Genomic DNA, 17325 nt, shown 5'->3' with positions numbered 1-17325 from the left:
CGGATCAACGCCCGGGCGGCCCAGCGCCTCACCTCGGCAGCCTCGTCCGGCCTGGTACCGGGCTCAGCCGCGCAGCATCTCCGCGACCAGGAACGCCAGCTCCAGGGACTGCTGCGTGTTCAGCCGCGGGTCGCAGGCCGTCTCGTAGCGGCCCGACAGGTCGATGTCCGAGATCTCCTGTGCCCCGCCCAGGCACTCGGTGACGTCCTCGCCCGTCAGCTCCACGTGGATGCCGCCCGGGTAGGTGCCCAGCTTGTTGTGCACCTCGAAGAAGCCTTGGACCTCGTCGACGATCCGGTCGAAGTGCCGGGTCTTGTAGCCGGTCGACGACTCGTGGGTGTTGCCGTGCATCGGGTCGCACTGCCAGATGACCTTGTGCCCGGACGCCTCGACCTTCTCCACGATCGCCGGCAGCACCTCGCGGACCTTGCCGTTGCCCATCCGCGCGATCAGCGTCAGCCGGCCCGGCTCGTGGCGCGGGTCGAGCCGCTCGACGTACTCGAGCGCCTGCTCCGGCGTGGTCGTCGGGCCGATCTTCAACCCGATCGGGTTGGCCAGCAGCTCGGCGAACGCGATGTGCGCGCCGTCCAGCTGGCGGGTCCGCTCGCCGACCCACAGGAAGTGCGACGAGAGGTTGTAGAGCTTCGGGTTGGCCGCGTCCGCGTTGTCCATGCGCAGCATCGCCCGCTCGTAGTCGAGCAGCAGCGCCTCGTGGCTGGCGAAGATCTCCGTCGACTGCAGCGACGTGTCGGTGACGCCGCACGCCGACATGAACCGCAGGCCGCGGTCGATCTCGTTTGCCAGCGACTCGAAGCGCTGCGCGGCCGGCGACGCCGACACGAAGTCCTTGTTCCAGTCGTGCACCTGGTGCAGGTCGGCCATGCCGGCGGCGGTGAGCGCGCGGACCAGGTTCATCGCGGCGCCCGCGTTGGCGTAGGCGCGGATCATCCGGCCGGGGTCCGGCACGCGCAGCTCGGGCTTGGCGACCAGGGAGTTGATGATGTCGCCGCGGTACACCGGCAGGCCCAGTGCGTCCGTCGCGGCCGAGCGCGGCTTCGCGTACTGGCCGGCGATGCGGCCGACCTTGACCACCGGCAGGCTCGCGCCGTAGGTGAGCACGACGGCCATCTGCAGCAGCGTGCGCAGGTTGGCGCGGATGTGCGGCTCGGTGTTGGACTCGAACGTCTCCGCGCAGTCGCCGCCCTGCAGGAGGAAGGCCTCGCCGCGGGCGACCATGGCCAGGTGGCTCTTCAGCCGGTCGATCTCGGCCGGGACGGTGATCGGCGGCACGCTCTCCAGCACGCCGCGGACCCGGCGGGTGGCCTCGGGGTCGGGCCACTCCGGCTGCTGAGCGGCCGGGAGGGCCAGCGCCTGGTCGAGCCGCTCCCGCAGTTCGGGCGGCAGCGGCGGGAGCTCGGGCAGTGTGTCGACGGGGACGTCCACAGTCCAGTTCACGCGGTCCAGGATAAGGTTCGCGCCGTGCTCCGCTTCTCCCGGCTGGCCACCGAGGTCCTGGCCCCTTGGGTGTGGGTCCTGACGCTGCCGCTCGCCGTGGCCTGGGCCGCCACCGGGCACCGGCCGCTCCCGGCGCTGACCTGGGGCCTGCTCATCTCCGTCACCGGTTCGCTGATCCCGATGGCGGTGATCGTCCGCGGCGCGAGACGCGGCAAGTGGGACGGCCATCACGTGACGAACCGGGCCGGCCGCCGGGTCCCGCTGCTGGTCGCCGGGGCGTCGCTCGGTCTCGGTTTCGCCGTGCTGCTCGCCGGCGGCTCGCCTGCGCAGTTGGTCGCGCTGGCCGGGTCGATGCTGGCGAGCCTGGTGGTCGCGGTGGCGATCACCTTCGGCGCGAAGTTCAAGATCTCCCTGCACGCCGCGGTCGCCTCGGCCGCCGTGGTCGTGCTGACGCTGACGTACGGCCCGTGGGCGCTCTTGCTCGTCCTGCCGACGGCCTGGGTGGCGTGGTCGCGCGTGGCGCTGCGCGACCACACCACCCCGGAGGTGCTGGCCGGCCTGCTGATGGGGGTCGTCGTCGGCGGGGGCGGCTACTGGGCGCTGCTCACCGCCTTGACCTGACCCCGGGCGGGAATCAGCAGGAACCGTCCGCCGCGGGGAAGACCCCGTCCCGCAGATAGCGCAGCACCACTCCGTTTCCGCAGGCGTTTTCCCGGGTGAACACCCCGTGCCCGCCGACGTCGACGGTCACCATTCGCGCACGGTCCCCGAAGGCCGCCCGCGTCTCCCGCGCGCCGGACAGCGGGGTCGCCGGGTCGCGCAGGTTCTGCACCAGCAGGACGTTCGCCGGGCCGGGGCCGCCGACGCGCACCGGCGGTTCGGTGCGTTCGACCGGCCAGAACGCGCACGGGTTCACGTTCGCCGCGGCCGGGCCGAACATCGGGTGCCGCGCCCGTTCGCGCTCGACGGCGTGCTGGTAGTAGCCGATCTGCTCGGGCCAGTCGGCGTCGTTGCAGATCACCTGCAGCTGCAGCGCGGCGTGGTTGTCGCCGTCGAGGGGCCCGGCCGCGGCGCGCGCGGTGCCCGCCCATTCCCGGGCCACCGCCGGGAAGGAAGCGTCGTCGTAGAGGCCGTTCCACGTGTTCGTCCGGAATTCGGGTCCGCGGACGGCGGCGAGCTCGAAGAACTTCGCCGTCACCGCGGCCGGGGTCCGCCCCAGGTGGTAGACGTCGTCGCGCTGGGCCGCCCACGCGGCGAAGTCCGGGAAGCGGTCGTCGAAGCCCTCGGCGAAGCGCTGGTTGGCGCGGACGTCGAGGCCCCGCGGGCCGAGGACGCTGTCGAGCACGACCCGGTCGGTGCGGCCGGGGAACATCGACGCGTAGGCGGCGCCGAGGTAGCTGCCGTAGGAGACGCCGTAGTAGGAGATCTTCTTCTCCCCCAGCGCTTCCCGGATCCGGTCGAGGTCACGGGCGGTGTTCGCCGTCGTCATGTGCGGCAGCAAGTCCTTTGTGGACGCATTCCCGCATTTTTCCGCGACGGCACGCGCTTTCGCCGCGGTGGCGGCGACGTCCCGCGGCCCGTCCGCGTACGGGCCGAGGACCGCGCCGCGCTCCTCCGCCGTCGTCATGCCGCACGTCACCGGCGTGCTGTAGGTGGTGCCGCGCGGGTCGAACCCGATGACGTCGTAAGCGTCCGGCAGGCCGGAGCCGCCCGCGCGCTGCAGCAGCTGGGCGGGCATGGCGAGCCCGGGGCTGCCCGGCCCGCCGGGGTTCATCAGCAGCACGCCTCGTTTCCTGCCGGGGAGGGCGGCGTGGCGGGAGAGCGTGAGCTCGATGGTGCGGCCGGGGTGCGCGTAGTCGAGCGGCACGCGCAGGGTCGCGCACTCGAGCCCGGCCGTCGGGGACGGCGTCATGCCGTAGTCCGGGCAGGGGGACGTCCACTGCAGTCTCGGAGCCGCCTCCGCCGGTGGCGCGGCGAGCAGGGGCAGGAAGATCAGTGCGATCAGGGTTTTCCGCATGCCCCGAGCCTGCTCGGCCGCGGGCGCGTGGACGTCAGCCCAGGGACCGGAACTCCCGCTCCGCCCCTGGGCTGACGGCGCCTCACGCGGCTTGCGCGCGGTTGTACAGGTTCTGCGCGTCGGTGCCGAAGTACGGCCCGAACATGTAGCCGGGCAGGAAGTTGTAGCCGAAGCTGTTCACCGAGGCCTGCACGCCGGTGCCGGTGCTCTCGTTGAACGACAGGAACCACGGACCGCCGCTGGAGCCACCGGTCATGTTGCAGCTCATGCCGTGGTCCTTGGTCAGCAGGAAGTCGGTGAAGGTGCTGCCGCTGCAGTAGATCAGCTTCGTGCCGTCGTAGGGCGCCGCGGCCGGGTAGCCGAAGGTGTACATGTTCTGGTTCTTCGGCTGGTTGAAGGCGATGCCCTGAGCGCCGACGACGTCGGTGAGCCGCTGCCCGTTGAGCGGGTTCACGACGGCCATGCCGACGTCGTAGTTGATGTCCTCGCTGGCTTCCCACTGGGGTGTGGTGAGGGTGGTCTTGGCGGACCACTGGCCGTAGGGGGCGTTGCCGTTGTCGTAGCCGGGTACGAAGACCCACTGGGTGTGCCAGCTGCCCTGGTACTTCACGCAGTGCCCGGCGGTGACGACGACGCTGCCGTTGGTGCTGGTGACGGCGTCCCCGGAGCAGGACGCTTTCTGGCCGTTGAAGAGGAAGAACACGCGCCCGGCGGTCTGGGTGACCTTGCCGCCGCCGGTCCAGGGCCCACCACCGTTCGGGATGCTCTGGATGATCGCGCTCTGCCCTCTGGCGACGTCAGCCGGCGTTGCGGCCGGGGCTTTGACGAGGGAGTCCATCGGAACGGCCGCCCGCATCGCATCGGGCGTCCAGAAGGGTTTCGCGGCCTGAGCGGGGGTGCCGACCAGGGCGAACGCGAGAGAGAGGATGGCGGTGATCACCGCGGTTTTCGTGTGCTTCAAGACGCCCCACCTTCCGCAGAAGTGAATCGTCGCAAAGGCGACACAACCACTCGAAAGTAGTTGGCCGTGTACAGACTGCACAGCCGCCGTCCGGCGTAACGCTTTCAGAACGCCGGAAGCCCCCTCACCAGTGGCGAGGGGGCTTCCGAGACGAACGGATCAGACGACCGCGAGCGGCAACGCCGTCGGGTGCACCGGCGCCGGCAGGTCCGACGCCCCCGTCAGGTAGGTGTCCACCGCGTTGGCCACCGACCGCCCCTCCGCGATCGCCCACACCACCAGCGACGCGCCTCGGTGCGCATCCCCGCACACGAACACCCCCGGCGTCTCCGTCTGCCAGTCCGCGCCGCACGACAGCGTCCCTCGGCGGGTCAAGGACAAGCCCAAGCCGGAGAGCAGCGGCATCTCCTCGACGCCCTCGAACCCGATGGCCAGCAGGACCAGGTCCGCCGGGAGCGTCTCGACCTCGTCGTTGACCGGGATGACCTCGCGCCGTCCGGTGGCCGGGTCCTTCTGGACGCGGACCTGCTGGAGCTCGACCGCCGTCACGCGGCCCTCGGGAGAACCGACGAACCGCTTGACCGCCACCGCGAATTTGCGCTCGCCCGCCTCTTCGTGCGCCGCGTACGTGCGCAGGATGTACGGCCACGTCGGCCACGGCGAGCGCTCGTCGTCGCGGACCGTGGGCGGCATCGGGTACTGGTCGAGCTGGGTCACCGACAGCGCGCCCTGGCGGGTGGCCGTTCCGTACGAATCCGCGCCGGTGTCGCCGCCGCCGATGATCACCACGTGTTTGCCGCGGGCGTCGATCGCGGGCGGGCCGTCGCCCTCGACGTACTTGTTGGCCGGGACCAGGTGCTCCATCGCCAGGTGGATGCCCGCCAGCTCGCGGCCCGGCGTCGTCGTGTCGTCGCGGCCGCGCAGTGCTCCCACGGCCAGGACCACCGCGTCGTACTGCGCGCGCAGGTCCTCCACCGACAGGTCGACGCCGACCTCGCAGCCCGTCACGAACCGGGTGCCCTCCTTGCGCAGCTGCGCCAGGCGCCGGTCGAGGACCTTCTTCTCCATCTTGAACTCGGGGATGCCGTAGCGCAGCAGCCCGCCGAGGCGGTCGTCGCGCTCGAACACCGTGACCTCGTGGCCCGCGCGGGTCAGCTGCTGGGCCGCCGCCAGTCCGGCCGGGCCGGAGCCGACGATCGCCACCCGGCGGCCACTGGACACTTCGGACACCTGCGGCTGGACGTAGCCCGCTTCCCAGGACTGGTCGGCGATCGTCTGCTCGACGCGCTTGATCGACACCGGCCCGCCCGACAGCGGCGAGATCGACAGCACGCAGCCCGCCTCGCACGGCGCCGGGCACAGCTTCCCGGTGAACTCGGGGAAGTTGTTGGTGGCGTGCAGCCGGTCGCTCGCCGCGGCCCAGTCGCCGCGGCGGACCAGGTCGTTCCACTCCGGGATCAGGTTGCCCAGCGGGCAGCCCGAGCCGCCGGAGTGGCAGAACGGGATGCCGCAGTCCATGCACCGCGAAGCCTGCTTGCGCACCTGTTCGTTGCGCTCGGCGGAAGGAACGTCCGCGTAGACCTCGCCCCACGAGGAAAGCCGTTCTTCGTGGGACTTCTTCTTCGGCTCTTCGCGTTCGTATTTCAAGAAACCGGTCGGGTCAGCCACGAGCGGCCTCCATGATCGCCTCGTCGACGTCGCGGCCGGCAGCGCGCGCTGCCTTCGCCGCGTCCAGGACCCGCTGGTAGTCGCGCGGCATCACCTTCGTGAACGCCACGGACCGGCGCGGCCAGTCGCCGAGCAGCGAGGCCGCCACCGCGGAGCGGGTGAGATCGTAGTGCTGTTGCACGGTTTTCTTGAGCCACGCCAGGTCGTCGGCGGTCGGGCGCAGCAGGTCCACCATGTCCTGGTTGACCTTCTTCGCGTCGACGTCGAGGACGAAGGCGATGCCGCCGGACATGCCGGCCGCCAGGTTGCGCCCGGTCGGGCCGAGCACCACCGCGCGGCCGCCGGTCATGTACTCGAAGGCGTGGTCGCCGACGCCCTCGGCGACGACCGTGGCGCCGGAGTTGCGGACGCAGAAGCGTTCGCCGACCTGGCCGCGCAGGAAGATCTCGCCGCCGGTGGCGCCGTAGGCGATCGTGTTGCCCGCGATCGTCTGCGCTTCGGCGGCGAAGGACGCCTCCGGGTCGGGGCGGACGACGATCCGCCCACCGGAGAGGCCCTTGCCGACGTAGTCGTTCGCGTCGCCGACCATGTCCAGGGTGATGCCGCGCGGCAGGAACGCGCCGAGCGACTGCCCCGCCGAACCGGTCAGCTTGACGTTGATCGTGCCCTCGGGCAGGCCGTCGCCGCCGTAGCGGCGGGTGATCTCCGAGCCGAGCAGCGTGCCGACGGTCCGGTTGACGTTGCGCACCGGCAGCTCGATGTTCACCTGGTGCGCGTCTTCCAGGGCCGCCTCGGCGAGCTGGATGAGCGTGCGGTCCAGGGCGTGCTCGAGGCCGTGGTCCTGGCCGCGGGTGCGCCGCTTGGCGCCACCGTACGGCGTCTCCGAAGGCATCTCGAAGATCGGCGCCAGGTCCAGACCGGACGCCTTCCAGTGGTCGACCGCCTCGTCGGTGTCCAGCAGCTCGGCGTGGCCGATGGCCTCGTCGAGCGTGCGGAAGCCCAGCGCCGCCAGGGTTTCCCGGACTTCTTCGGCGACGAACTTGAAGAAGTTGACCACGTGCTCGACCTGGCCGGTGTAGCGCTTGCGCAGCTCCGGGCTCTGCGTGGCGACGCCGACCGGGCAGGTGTCCAGGTGGCAGACGCGCATCATGATGCAGCCGGCGACGACGAGCGGGGCCGTCGCGAAGCCGTACTCCTCGGCGCCGAGCAGCGCCGCGATGACGACGTCGCGCCCGGTCTTCATGGCGCCGTCGACCTGCACGGTGATCCGGTCGCGCAACCCGTTGAGCAGCAACGTCTGCTGGGTCTCGGCGAGGCCGATCTCCCACGGCGTACCCGCGTGCTTGAGCGAGTTCATCGGGGACGCGCCGGTGCCGCCGTCGTGGCCCGAGATGAGCACGACGTCCGCGTGGGCCTTGGACACGCCCGCCGCGACCGTGCCGACGCCCAGCGAGGACACCAGCTTCACGTGGATGCGGGCGTGCTCGTTGGCGTTCTTGAGGTCGTGGATCAGCTGGGCCAGGTCCTCGATGGAGTAGATGTCGTGGTGCGGCGGCGGCGAAATCAGGCCGACGCCCGGCGTCGAGTGCCGGGTGCGCGCGATCCACGGGTACACCTTGTTCGGCGGCAGCTGGCCACCTTCGCCGGGCTTCGCGCCCTGCGCCATCTTGATCTGGATGTCGTCGGCGTTGACCAGGTATTCGCTGGTGACGCCGAACCGTCCACTCGCGACCTGCTTGATCGCGCTGCGGCGCTCGGGGTCGTAGAGGCGCTCGGGGTCCTCGCCGCCCTCGCCCGTGTTGGACCGGCCGCCGATGCGGTTCATCGCGATGGCCAGCGTTTCGTGCGCCTCGGCCGAAATCGAGCCGTACGACATCGCGCCGGTGTTGAAGCGCTTGAAGATCGCTTCGGCGGGCTCGACCTCGTCGAGCGGCACCGGCTCGCGGACGCCGTCGCGGAACGAGAAGAGCCCGCGCAGCGTGCCGCCCTCGCGGTAGAGGCGGTGCACCTCTTCGGTGTACTTGCGGTACACCTCCTCGCGGCCGGTCTTGGACGCGTGCTGCAGCAGGAACACCGTCTCCGGCGTGAACAGGTGCAGCTCGCCCTCGCGGCGGTAGGCGTATTCGCCGCCCGTCTCGAGTCCACGGTGGACGCGGTCGGTCGGGTTCTCCGGGTACGCGCGGCGGTGGCGCGCCGCGACCTCTTCGGCGAGCACCTCCAGGCCGACGCCACCGAGCTTCGACGACGTCCCGGTGAAGTACTCGTCGAGCAGGTCCTGGCTCAGGCCGAGGGATTCGAAGACCTGGGCGGCGGTGTACGCGCCCACCGTGGAGATGCCCATCTTGGACATGATCTTCAGGACGCCCTTGACCAGCGCGTGGACGTAGTTGCGCACGGCCTTCGCGGGCTCGATGCCGGTGACCGCGCCCTGCCCGATCATGTCCTCGATGGTCTCGAAGGCCAGGTACGGGTTGACCGCGGCGGCGCCGTAGCCGAGCAGCAGCGCGATGTGGTGCACCTCGCGCGCGTCGCCGCTTTCGACGACCAGCGCGACGCGCAGGCGTTCCTTGGTGCGGACCAGGTGGTGGTGCACCGCGGACACGAGCAGCAGCGACGGGATCGGCGCCATCCGGTGGTCGGAGTCGCGGTCGGACAGCACGAGCGTGCGCGCTCCGGCCGCGATCGCCTCGGACGCCTCCCGCCGGACGCGCTCGATGGCCGCGGCGAGCGCTTCCGCGCCACCGTCCACTTCGTACAGTCCGGAAAGGACGCTGCAGGCGAAGCCGGGGAGGTCGCCGTCGTCGTTGATGTGGATGAGCTTGGCGAGCTCGTCGTTGTCGATGACCGGGTACGGCAGCTTCAGGTGGCGGCAGGACGCCGGACCGGGGGCCAGCAGGTTGCGCTCCGGGCCCATGATCCGCGCCATGCAGGTGACGAGCTCCTCGCGGATCGCGTCCAGCGGCGGGTTGGTCACCTGGGCGAAGTTCTGCTTGAAGTAGTCGTAGAGCAGCCGGGACCGCTTCGACAGCACCGCGGGCGGGGTGTCCGACCCCATCGAGCCGATCGGCTCGGCGCCCTTCTCGGCCATCGGCGCGAGCAGGATCTTGAGCTCTTCTTCGGTGTAGCCGAAGGAATGCTGGCGGCGCAGCACGGAATCGTGGCTCTGCACGACGTGGTCGCGGTCGGGCAGCTCGGCGATCTTGAGCAGGCCCGCGTGCAGCCAGGAGTCGTAGGGCAGCTCGGCGGCGAGCGCGGACTTGACCTCTTCGTCGTCCACGATCCGGCCGGCCTCGGTGTCGACCAGGAACATCTTGCCGGGCTTGAGCCGGCCCTTCGCGACGACGTCCTTCGGGGCGACGTCCAGCACGCCGGCCTCGCTCGCCAGGACCACGCGGTCGTCGGCCGTGCGCCACCAGCGCGCCGGGCGCAGGCCGTTGCGGTCGAGGACCGCCCCGACCAGGCTGCCGTCGGTGAAGGTGACGCAGGCCGGGCCGTCCCACGGCTCCATCAGGCTCGCGTGGAACTGGTAGAACGCGCGCCGCTCGGGCTTCATGGTGGCGTGGTTCTCCCACGCCTCCGGGATCATCATCAGCACCGCGTGCGGAAGCGACCGGCCGCCCAGGTGCAGCAGCTCCAGGACCTCGTCGAAGGACGCCGAGTCCGACGCGTCCGGCGAGCAGATCGGGAACAGCCTGCTCAGGTCGCCGGGGATGACGTCGGATTCCAACAGCGCCTCGCGGGCCCGCATGCGGTTGCGGTTGCCGCGGATGGTGTTGATTTCCCCGTTGTGGGCGACGAACCGGAACGGGTGGGCCAGCGGCCACGAGGGGAAGGTGTTGGTGGAGAAGCGGGAGTGCACCAGCGCGATGGCGCTTTCCAGGCGTTCGTCGCGCAGGTCGCCGAAGAACGCGGGCAGCTGCTCCGGCGTCACCATGCCCTTGTAGACGATCGTCCGCGAGGACAGCGACGGGAAGTACGTGCCGCAGCCGGAGTTCGCGCTTTCGTGCTCGACGCGCTTGCGCAGGCAGAAGGCCAGCCGGTCCAGCTCCAGGCCCGATTTTCCGTCGCCGGTGACGAAAAGCATGGCGAAGTGGGGCATGACCGAGCGGGCGGTCGGGCCGATGTCGGCGCGGTCGGCGTCGACGGGCACCTCACGCCAGCCGAGGACCTCCAGTCCTTCTTCGACGGCGATGCGTTCGGCCAGCCCGACGGCCTTGCGGCGCTGCTCGGCGTCTTGCGGCAGGAACGCGATGCCGGCGGCGTAGGTGTGGTGCCCGTGCTCGTCCGGGGCGGGCAGCTCGAAGCCGGCCTCGGCGCGCAGCAGCGCGTCGGGCAGCTGGAGCAGGATGCCGGCGCCGTCGCCGGAGGTGGGCTCGGCACCCGCGGCGCCGCGGTGGTCGAGGTTGGTCAGCGCGGCCAGGCCGTCGGTGACGATGCCGTGGGAGCGGCGCCCGCGGATGTCGGCCACCATGGCCACACCGCAGGAGTCCTGCTCGGTCTCCGGGTCGTACAGACCCTGCTTGCCGGGAATGGCGGAGAAGATCAACGGGACCTCCTTCGTCGTCTTGTCGTGCGGGGCCGGGCTACCGGCCGGGGAGCGCACGGGACGACGATGGCCCGCTTCGTTAGCGCGACTTTAACACCTGGGAAACACCGCAGCAGCACTCCAGAGCGCCTCGAGCGACGTCGGACGGTAACGATCTGGCTGCGCGGAACGACATAGTTCCTGATGGGTTCCCGGTAGTTCGTTCAGCTAAGTATACGGCCCGGAAACTTCAGTCAAGGCGAACGTGACCTGATCGGCGCCCTGTGTCCCCGGTCACTAGAACGTGTTACATTTCGCCGCATGATCCTCGATCGGTTCAAGCTCACCGACCAGGTCGCGGTGGTCACCGGCGCCGGACGCGGGATCGGCGCGGCCACCGCGGTGGCCCTCGCCGAAGCGGGCGCCGACGTGGTGATCGCGTCCCGCACCGCCGCCCAGCTCGACGAGGTGGCTGCCCGCGTCTCGGCGGCCGGCCGCCGGGCGTTCCCGGTGCCCGTCGACCTCTCCTCCCCCGAGGCGGCGGCCGCGCTGGCCGCGACGGCGGTGTCCGAGTTCGGGCGCCTCGACCTGGTGGTCAACAACGTCGGCGGCACGTACCCGCGCCCGTTGCTGGAGAGCACCGTCGAGTTCATGGAGGAAGCGTTCCGCTTCAACGTCGCGACGGCCCACGCGCTGACGGTGGCGGCGGCGCCTTCACTGCTGGAGACGGGCGGCTCGGTGGTCAACATCTCGTCGGTGATGGGCCGGGTCAGCGGCCGCGGCTTCGCGGCGTACGGAACGGCGAAAGCGGCTCTGGCCCATTACACGCGCCTGGCGGCGGCGGACCTGGCGCCGCGGGTCCGGGTCAACGCGATCTCGGTGGGCTCGGTGGCGACGTCGGCGCTGGAGATCGTGGTGGGGAACCCGGAGCTGCGCGCCAAGATGGAGGCCGCGACACCGCTGGCGAAGATCGGCGAGGCCGAGGACATCGCGGCCACGGTGGTGTTCCTGGCGTCGCGGGCGGGCGGGTACATCACGGGCAAGATCCTCGAGGTCGACGGCGGGTTGCAGGCGCCGAACCTCGAGCTGGGCCTGCCCGACCTCTGACGCTCACTGGTGGACGTTGGGGGTGGACAGGCGTATGCGTCTTGTCTGCACCCCGGGTCTGCCGGGTCACTGCCGGGCTGACCGAGTCACCCTGTGGGGATGACCTGGCTGAGAGTTGCAGGGCCCGGTAGCCCGGGACGTGCAGATCGGCCATAGGGCTTTGCGCCCAGGCTTGCCAGCCTGGAGCGCCTCAGTGAGCGACCGACCGTCACGTCCCGGACCGGGAGTGCTGATTTCCGTGGGCTGACGGAAAGGAGCACACCATGGAGGCTACGCCCGCGTTCGCCGGAATCGACTGGTCCTGGCAGCACCACGCCGTCTGCATCGTCGATGCCGCCGGACACCGGATCGAGGAAGCCACCCTCCCGCACTCCGGGGCCGGGCTGAGCACGATCACCGCGTTGCTGTCCCGGCATGGCGTCGCCCGGGTCGGGATCGAGCGGGGTGACGGGCCTGTGGTCGAGCACCTGCTGCGCGAGGGCTTCGAGGTCGTGGCCATCTCGGCCAGGCAGGTCCGGTCACTGCGAGCCCGTTACGGCAGCGCCGGCAACAAAGACGACCGGTTCGACGCCTTCGTGCTGGCCGATGCTTTGCGCACCGACGCCGGTCGCTGGGCCACCGTTCGCCCGGACCGGGATGACACCATCGCGCTGCGAATGCTCATCCGCGCTCGCCATGACCTGATCGTGGCAGGACCACCAGCCCTACAACCCCGACTTACACGGCAGACTCAACACCCTCAACCAACAGGCCGCTTGACATAGGGCTCTCAGCTCTCGTCGGTCTTCTTCGGCTTCTCGGCGGGGGTGTCCTCCGAAGTGGGCTTCTCCGGGGCCTCGGCCGCCACCGTGGCGTGCTCGGGCTCCTCCGTGACCTCAGGCTCGCCCGAAGCCGAAGCCGAAGGCGCAACCCCAGCCTCCGCAGTCTCCGAAGCCGGAACCTCCGGAACAGCGTCCTTGCTCACCAGGGTCTCCGGCGCTTCCCGCGGTCCCCGCTTGCCCGCGACCACGAAGTACGCCGCCGCCCCGAGGAACAGCAGGATCGACGTCCAGACGTTGACCCGCAGCCCGAGGATGTGGTTCGCCGTGTCGGTCCGCATCATCTCGATCCAGCCGCGGCCCACCGTGTACCCGGCCACGTACAGCGCGAACGCCCGCCCGTGCCCGAGCTTGAACCGCCGGTCCGCCCACACCACCAGCAGCGCGACCAGCAGGTTCCAGATCAGCTCGTACAGGAACGTCGGGTGGACCGGGCTCTCCGGCAGCGGGATGTGCCCGGTCGCGACGCCGTTCAGCAGGTTGTCCGGGTCCTCCGGGTTGAAGCGCTGGTAGACCTCCAGGCCCCACGGCAGGTCCGTGTGCGCGCCGTAGAGCTCCTGGTTGAAGTAGTTGCCGATGCGCCCGATGGCCTGCGCGACGACGATGCCCGGCGCCACCGCGTCCGCCATGGCCGGCAGCGGGATGCCCTTGCGGCGGCAGGCGATGAGCGCACCCACCGCGCCGAGGGCGATCGCGCCCCAGATACCCAGGCCGCCGTCCCAGATCGCGAACGCGTTCCACGGGTTGCGGCCCTCGGTGAAGTACAGCTCCGGGTCGGTGATCACGTGGTACAACCGGCCGCCGACCAGGCCGAACGGCACGGCGAACACCGCGACGTCGATCACCGTGCCCTTGGTGCCGCCGCGGGCCACCCAGCGGCGCTCGCCCCACCAGATCGCCACGATGATGCCGGCGATGATGCACAGGGCGTACGCGCGGAGCGGGATCGGTCCCAGGTGCCAGACACCGCGGTCGGGGCTGGGGATCGTCGCGAGGTAGGCGCTCATCACGCGGCCACCGTAGCGCTAAGGCGCCGGAGCATCCAAGGCGGCCAGGTACCCCGCCACCAGCGCGTGCGCGACCTGGGTGACGGATTGGTCACGCGGCAGGAACCGCTCGTCGTGCAGGCTCGGCACCCCCGCCGTGTCGCCGAGGCCGACGAACAGCATGAGGCCACGGGTCCGTCCGCCGCAGTAGTGGGCGAAGTCGTCGGCGCCGAAGGACCGGAACTGGTCGTCGACGGTGAAGCCGGCGTGCCGCAGCCACCGCTGGGCCCCCGCGGCCAGGGAAGCGTCGTTGTCCAGGACCGGCTCGCAGGGGCTGATCTCCAGCTCGGCCGTGCAGCCGTGGGCCCGCGCGGTGCCGTGCACGATGTCGGCCAGGGTCTCCAGGGCGCGCTCACGGTCCTTCGTGCGCATCAGGCGCAGTGAGCCGAACGCGCTCGCGCTGTTCGGGACGACGTTGGCCGCCGAGCCGCCCTGGATGCGGCCGATCGAGCAGACCGCGCCGAACACCGGGTCGATCCGGCGGGACGCGAGCTGCTGCAGGCTCACCACCAGCTGCGACAGCGCCAGGATCGGGTCGCGCAGCAGGTGCGGGTAGCCGGCGTGGCCGCCCTGGCCGTGCATGGTGACCTCGAACTCGTCGGTGGAGGCGTTCACCGGGCCCGGCACCGCCGAGACGACGCCGTGCGCGATCCGCGGCTGGACGTGCGCGCCGATCACCGTGTCCACCCCGTGCTCGGCCAGCACCCCGGACTCGACGACGTCGAGCGCGCCGGGCGGGGAGGTCTCCTCCCGCGGCTGCAGCAGCGCCAGGATCGGCCGCGGCACGCCGACGCGCCGCGCGGCCCGGCAGACGGCGACCACCGCGGCGAGGTGGACGTCGTGGCCGCAGGCGTGCATGAACTCGTTCCCGGACGCCCACGGCACGCCGGTGCCCTCCAGCACCGGGAGGGCGTCGAGCTCGGCCCGCAGCGCCACGGCCGGGCCGTCCCCGCCGGGCAGCGGGATGGCCCGGCCGGTCTTGGCGACGCGGGTGCCGTCACCCGCACCGAGCGCACCGGCCACCAGGCGGGCGGTGTCCTCCTCGTCGCCGGAACCGCGCGGGTCGGCGTGCACGGCGTGCCGCAGCTCGACGGCGGCGGGCAGTTCGTCGGCGATCGCCTGCGTCCACCGGGTCCACAGATCAGTCACACGTGCTCCAAGCGGTAGATCCTCTTCGCGTTCTCGTGTCCCACCAAAGCACACAGCCGGACGGCGTCCTTTTCGGACATCGCGTCGGCCGCCAGAGCGGCACGCAGGAAGTCCGACAGTCCCTGCCGGAACAGGGCCGTGCCCAGGTGGTACAGCTCGGCCAGGCCGAAGGCGTCAGTGGAGAAGAGCACCTTCCCGAACGGCGCGAGCTCCAGGAGCTCGGCCAGCACGGCCGGTGCCCGGAACCCCGCGTTGTGCGTGATGAGCCCGGCGTCGACGAACACGTGCTCGAAGACCTGCGCCAGATACGCGGCATGGCGGTGGAACGGGTAGTTGTGCAGCAGGAGGACGGGCACGCCGAGGTCGCGCGTGGCCCGCAGCAGCCCGGTGAGCAGCAGCGGGTCGCAGCGGTGCAGGTCGACGTCGGCGTCGCCGTAGCCGACGTGGAACTGCACCGGCAGGCCCAGGTCGAGGCCGGTGAACACGAGGTGGCGGTGCAGCACCTCGTCGGCCAGCCGGCCGCCACCCGCGGCCAGCCAGCGTCCGGCGGCGGCCTCGACCTCCGCCGGCGTCGGCCGCTCTCCCGCCAGCTCCAGGCCGACGCGGTAGGCCGCGATCGACTTGAGCCCGACGGCGGTGGCGGCGCGTTTCCCCAGCTCGTCGGCGAAAGCCGCGGCGAACCCGGCCGCGGTGGTTCCGCGGATCACCGCCTCGGCCACCTGTTCCAGCCGGACGACGTCGTGCGCGCGGGTGCCCGCGAGCTCCGCGAATTCCGGCGTGGTGGTGAGCGCGTCCGGCAGGAAGCCGCCGTCGAGGAGGAAGTCGGTCGTGCCGGTGGTCCGGAGGAACCGCCGGGTCACCTCGGCGGCGCCCAGTGCGGCGCGGCGCTCGAGGTAGGCGTCGGCGTCCGCGTGTTTCGGCAGGTCGAGCACGGGGGCGCAGCGTTCGCGCACGGCCAGCCCGATGAGCGAGTCGAACAGGCTCGTGCCCAGCGGCGAGGGCGCGTCGGCCTCGGTCAGCATCGCCTCGAACTCCCCGCGGGCGACGTCCCGGGTGACGACGCCGTGGCAGTGGTGGTCCACCAGCGGGAGGTCCGCGACGAACGGGAGCAGGCTCCTCATGCGCCTCCGTCCCCAGTGCCGAGCTTCTCCCCCACCCTACGAGCGTAGGCGGGCGCGGACAGCACGAAGATCACCGCGAGCACGAGCACCGCCGCGGCCACCACCGGGAACCACCGCGCCGGGCCCTCGGTCGGATACGGCACGACGTTGACGTACACGGTGTATCCGAGCACGGCGAGCGCGCCGACCGGGAAGACGAGGTGCCAGGCCGGCACGCGCATCCGGCGTTTCACGAACAGCAGCAGGATCGCGCCGATCGTGGTGAGCAGGTAGACGACCAGCAGGATGAGCGTCCCGATCGAGCCGGACCAGGCGAACGTGTCCGAGGCCGTCGCGCCGAAGAAGACCGCGCACACCACGATGATCAGGGCCGCCATGGCGGTCACGGCCGTCACCGCGGCCACCGGCGTGCCCCGCGAGGACGTCCGGCCGAGGCCGCCACCCGCGTCGCGGCCCAGGGCGTAGAGCAGCCGCGAACCGCCCACGACGCAGGCGAGGCAGCAGCCGAACGCGCTGATCGCGGCGCCGACGCTGATCACGTCGCCGGCCCAGGCCCCCGCGTACCGGCTGCCGAGGTCGCCGAGCAGGGACGGCGAGTCGTGGAACGCGCCCGCGTCGCTGCCGAACGCCATCATCTCCACGGCCGTCACCACCACGAAGTAGAGGCCGCCGAAGATCGCCGTGCCGAGGATGGCGCGCGGGATGTTGCGCTCCGGGTCGCGGGTTTCCTCGCCGAGCGTCGCGGCGGCTTCGAACCCGGCGAAGGACAGGAAGCCGAACACCGCACCGAGGAACACGCCGGACAGCCCGGTTTCCGGGACGAAGACGGCCATCGTGAACCGGGCGCCGCCCGGGGCGTTCCCGGCGGCGAGCCGGACGCCGATGACCACGGTGACCAGCAGGATCACCGCGATCGTCGCGCCTTCGACGGCGAGCAGGGTGCTCGTGCCGCGGCGGGCGGGCAGCACGGCCAGCAGCCAGGCGCCGATCAGCGCGACGGCCGTCAGCACGAACGGGCCCCAGGACGGCGGATCGGGCCAGATCCCGGTCTGGGTCAGGAAAGCCGTGCCCAGCGTGCCCGCGGCCGAGCTCGTGACGACGGCGTAGAACGTGTACGTCCCGAGAAGACCGATGCCGGAGACGACACCCGCGCGCGGGCCGAGGGTCGCGCCGACGAAGGCGTACACCGAACCGGCGTGCTGGTAGTACTGGCAGAGCTTGACGAAGCCGTACGCGACCAGCAGGACGCCGACCGCGGAGAGCAGGAAGGCGAGCGGCACGGCACGCCCGGCGGCCGCCGCGGTCTGCTGGGGGTTGATGTTGGCGGCCATGCTCGGGGCCATCAGCGCCACGGACAGGCCGACCGCCTGCCAGACGGTCAGGGAGCGGCGCAGCCCTGGACGGGTTTCGACGGTGTCTGACACGATCTTCACCTCTCTTCTCAGGTGAGCGGATCCA

12 protein-coding genes are annotated in these 17325 nt (G+C 71.3%); 3 read left to right on the top strand and 9 right to left on the bottom strand.

Going from position 1 to position 17325, the window contains the following annotated elements; genetic code table 11:
- Nucleotides 1-63: 63 nt before the first annotated feature.
- Complete coding sequence (locus IE317_RS16625) at nt 64-1455, bottom strand: class II 3-deoxy-7-phosphoheptulonate synthase (RefSeq protein WP_191310980.1); 1392 nt, start codon at nt 1453-1455, stop codon at nt 64-66.
- A gap of 24 nt (nt 1456-1479) precedes the next feature.
- On the opposite strand from IE317_RS16625, the gene IE317_RS16620 reads away from it, so the two are divergent.
- Nucleotides 1480-2076 carry a hypothetical protein gene (locus tag IE317_RS16620; protein WP_191310978.1) on the top strand — a complete coding sequence of 199 codons (597 nt, stop codon included), beginning with the start codon at nt 1480-1482 and terminating at the stop codon, nt 2074-2076.
- A gap of 13 nt (nt 2077-2089) precedes the next feature.
- Here IE317_RS16620 and IE317_RS16615 read toward each other — a convergent pair whose 3' ends face one another.
- From IE317_RS16615 to gltB, 4 genes are all read right to left on the bottom strand, one after another.
- The gene (locus IE317_RS16615; RefSeq protein ID WP_191310976.1) at nt 2090-3472 is read right to left on the bottom strand and encodes an alpha/beta hydrolase; all 1383 of its coding nucleotides are present in this window, start codon (nt 3470-3472) and stop codon (nt 2090-2092) included.
- A gap of 82 nt (nt 3473-3554) precedes the next feature.
- Entirely contained in the window at nt 3555-4433 is an 879-nt protein-coding gene (locus IE317_RS16610) for a trypsin-like serine peptidase (protein WP_191310974.1), read from the bottom strand.
- 159 nt (nt 4434-4592) lie between these two features.
- Complete coding sequence (locus IE317_RS16605) at nt 4593-6101, bottom strand: glutamate synthase subunit beta (protein ID WP_191310972.1); 1509 nt, start codon at nt 6099-6101, stop codon at nt 4593-4595.
- Entirely contained in the window at nt 6094-10647 is a 4554-nt protein-coding gene (gltB, locus tag IE317_RS16600) for a glutamate synthase large subunit (RefSeq protein ID WP_191311132.1), read from the bottom strand. The genes IE317_RS16605 and gltB overlap by 8 nt, the downstream gene beginning before the upstream one ends.
- 300 nt (nt 10648-10947) lie before the next feature.
- Between gltB and IE317_RS16595 the strand changes: the two genes are divergently transcribed.
- Together IE317_RS16595 and IE317_RS16590 are read left to right on the top strand one after the other, a co-directional pair.
- Complete coding sequence (locus tag IE317_RS16595; protein ID WP_191310970.1) at nt 10948-11733, top strand: SDR family oxidoreductase; 786 nt, start codon at nt 10948-10950, stop codon at nt 11731-11733.
- Between the two features lie 263 nt (nt 11734-11996).
- Complete coding sequence (locus tag IE317_RS16590) at nt 11997-12497, top strand: IS110 family transposase (RefSeq protein WP_229902740.1); 501 nt, start codon at nt 11997-11999, stop codon at nt 12495-12497.
- Nucleotides 12498-12502: 5 nt separating this feature from the next.
- On the opposite strand, the gene lgt is transcribed toward IE317_RS16590, so the two are convergent.
- Genes lgt through IE317_RS16570 form a run of 4 tightly spaced genes read right to left on the bottom strand, consistent with a single transcriptional unit; the run spans nt 12503 to nt 17291 of the window.
- Complete coding sequence (gene lgt, locus IE317_RS16585; protein ID WP_191310968.1) at nt 12503-13558, bottom strand: prolipoprotein diacylglyceryl transferase; 1056 nt, start codon at nt 13556-13558, stop codon at nt 12503-12505.
- 18 nt (nt 13559-13576) lie between these two features.
- A complete protein-coding gene (locus IE317_RS16580; RefSeq protein ID WP_191310966.1) occupies nt 13577-14746 on the bottom strand; it encodes a M20 metallopeptidase family protein in 1170 nt (389 codons plus the stop codon).
- Entirely contained in the window at nt 14743-15867 is a 1125-nt protein-coding gene (locus IE317_RS16575) for an amidohydrolase family protein (protein WP_191310964.1), read from the bottom strand. Before IE317_RS16575 ends, IE317_RS16580 begins: the two co-directional genes overlap by 4 nt.
- Nucleotides 15864-17291 (bottom strand): APC family permease, encoded by a 1428-nt coding sequence (locus tag IE317_RS16570; protein ID WP_229902739.1) that lies wholly within the window; start codon nt 17289-17291, stop codon nt 15864-15866. The genes IE317_RS16575 and IE317_RS16570 overlap by 4 nt, the downstream gene beginning before the upstream one ends.
- Between the last annotated feature and the right edge of the window lie 34 nt (nt 17292-17325).

It is taken from the genome of Amycolatopsis bullii, from assembly GCF_014654205.1.
GTDB classification, from domain to species: domain Bacteria; phylum Actinomycetota; class Actinomycetes; order Mycobacteriales; family Pseudonocardiaceae; genus Amycolatopsis; species Amycolatopsis plumensis.
This window is presented reverse-complemented; position numbering and strand designations above follow the sequence as displayed.

Excerpts from the sequence above, each read along its gene's own strand:
- IE317_RS16615 (WP_191310976.1), bottom strand. The coding sequence starts at position 3,472 with ATGCGGAAAACCCTGATCGCACTGATCTTCCTGCCCCTGCTCGCCGCG.
- IE317_RS16595 (WP_191310970.1), top strand. The coding sequence starts at position 10,948 with ATGATCCTCGATCGGTTCAAGCTCACCGACCAGGTCGCGGTGGTCACC.
- IE317_RS16590 (WP_229902740.1), top strand. The coding sequence starts at position 11,997 with ATGGAGGCTACGCCCGCGTTCGCCGGAATCGACTGGTCCTGGCAGCAC.
- lgt (WP_191310968.1), bottom strand. The coding sequence starts at position 13,558 with ATGAGCGCCTACCTCGCGACGATCCCCAGCCCCGACCGCGGTGTCTGG.
- IE317_RS16575 (WP_191310964.1), bottom strand. The coding sequence starts at position 15,867 with ATGAGGAGCCTGCTCCCGTTCGTCGCGGACCTCCCGCTGGTGGACCAC.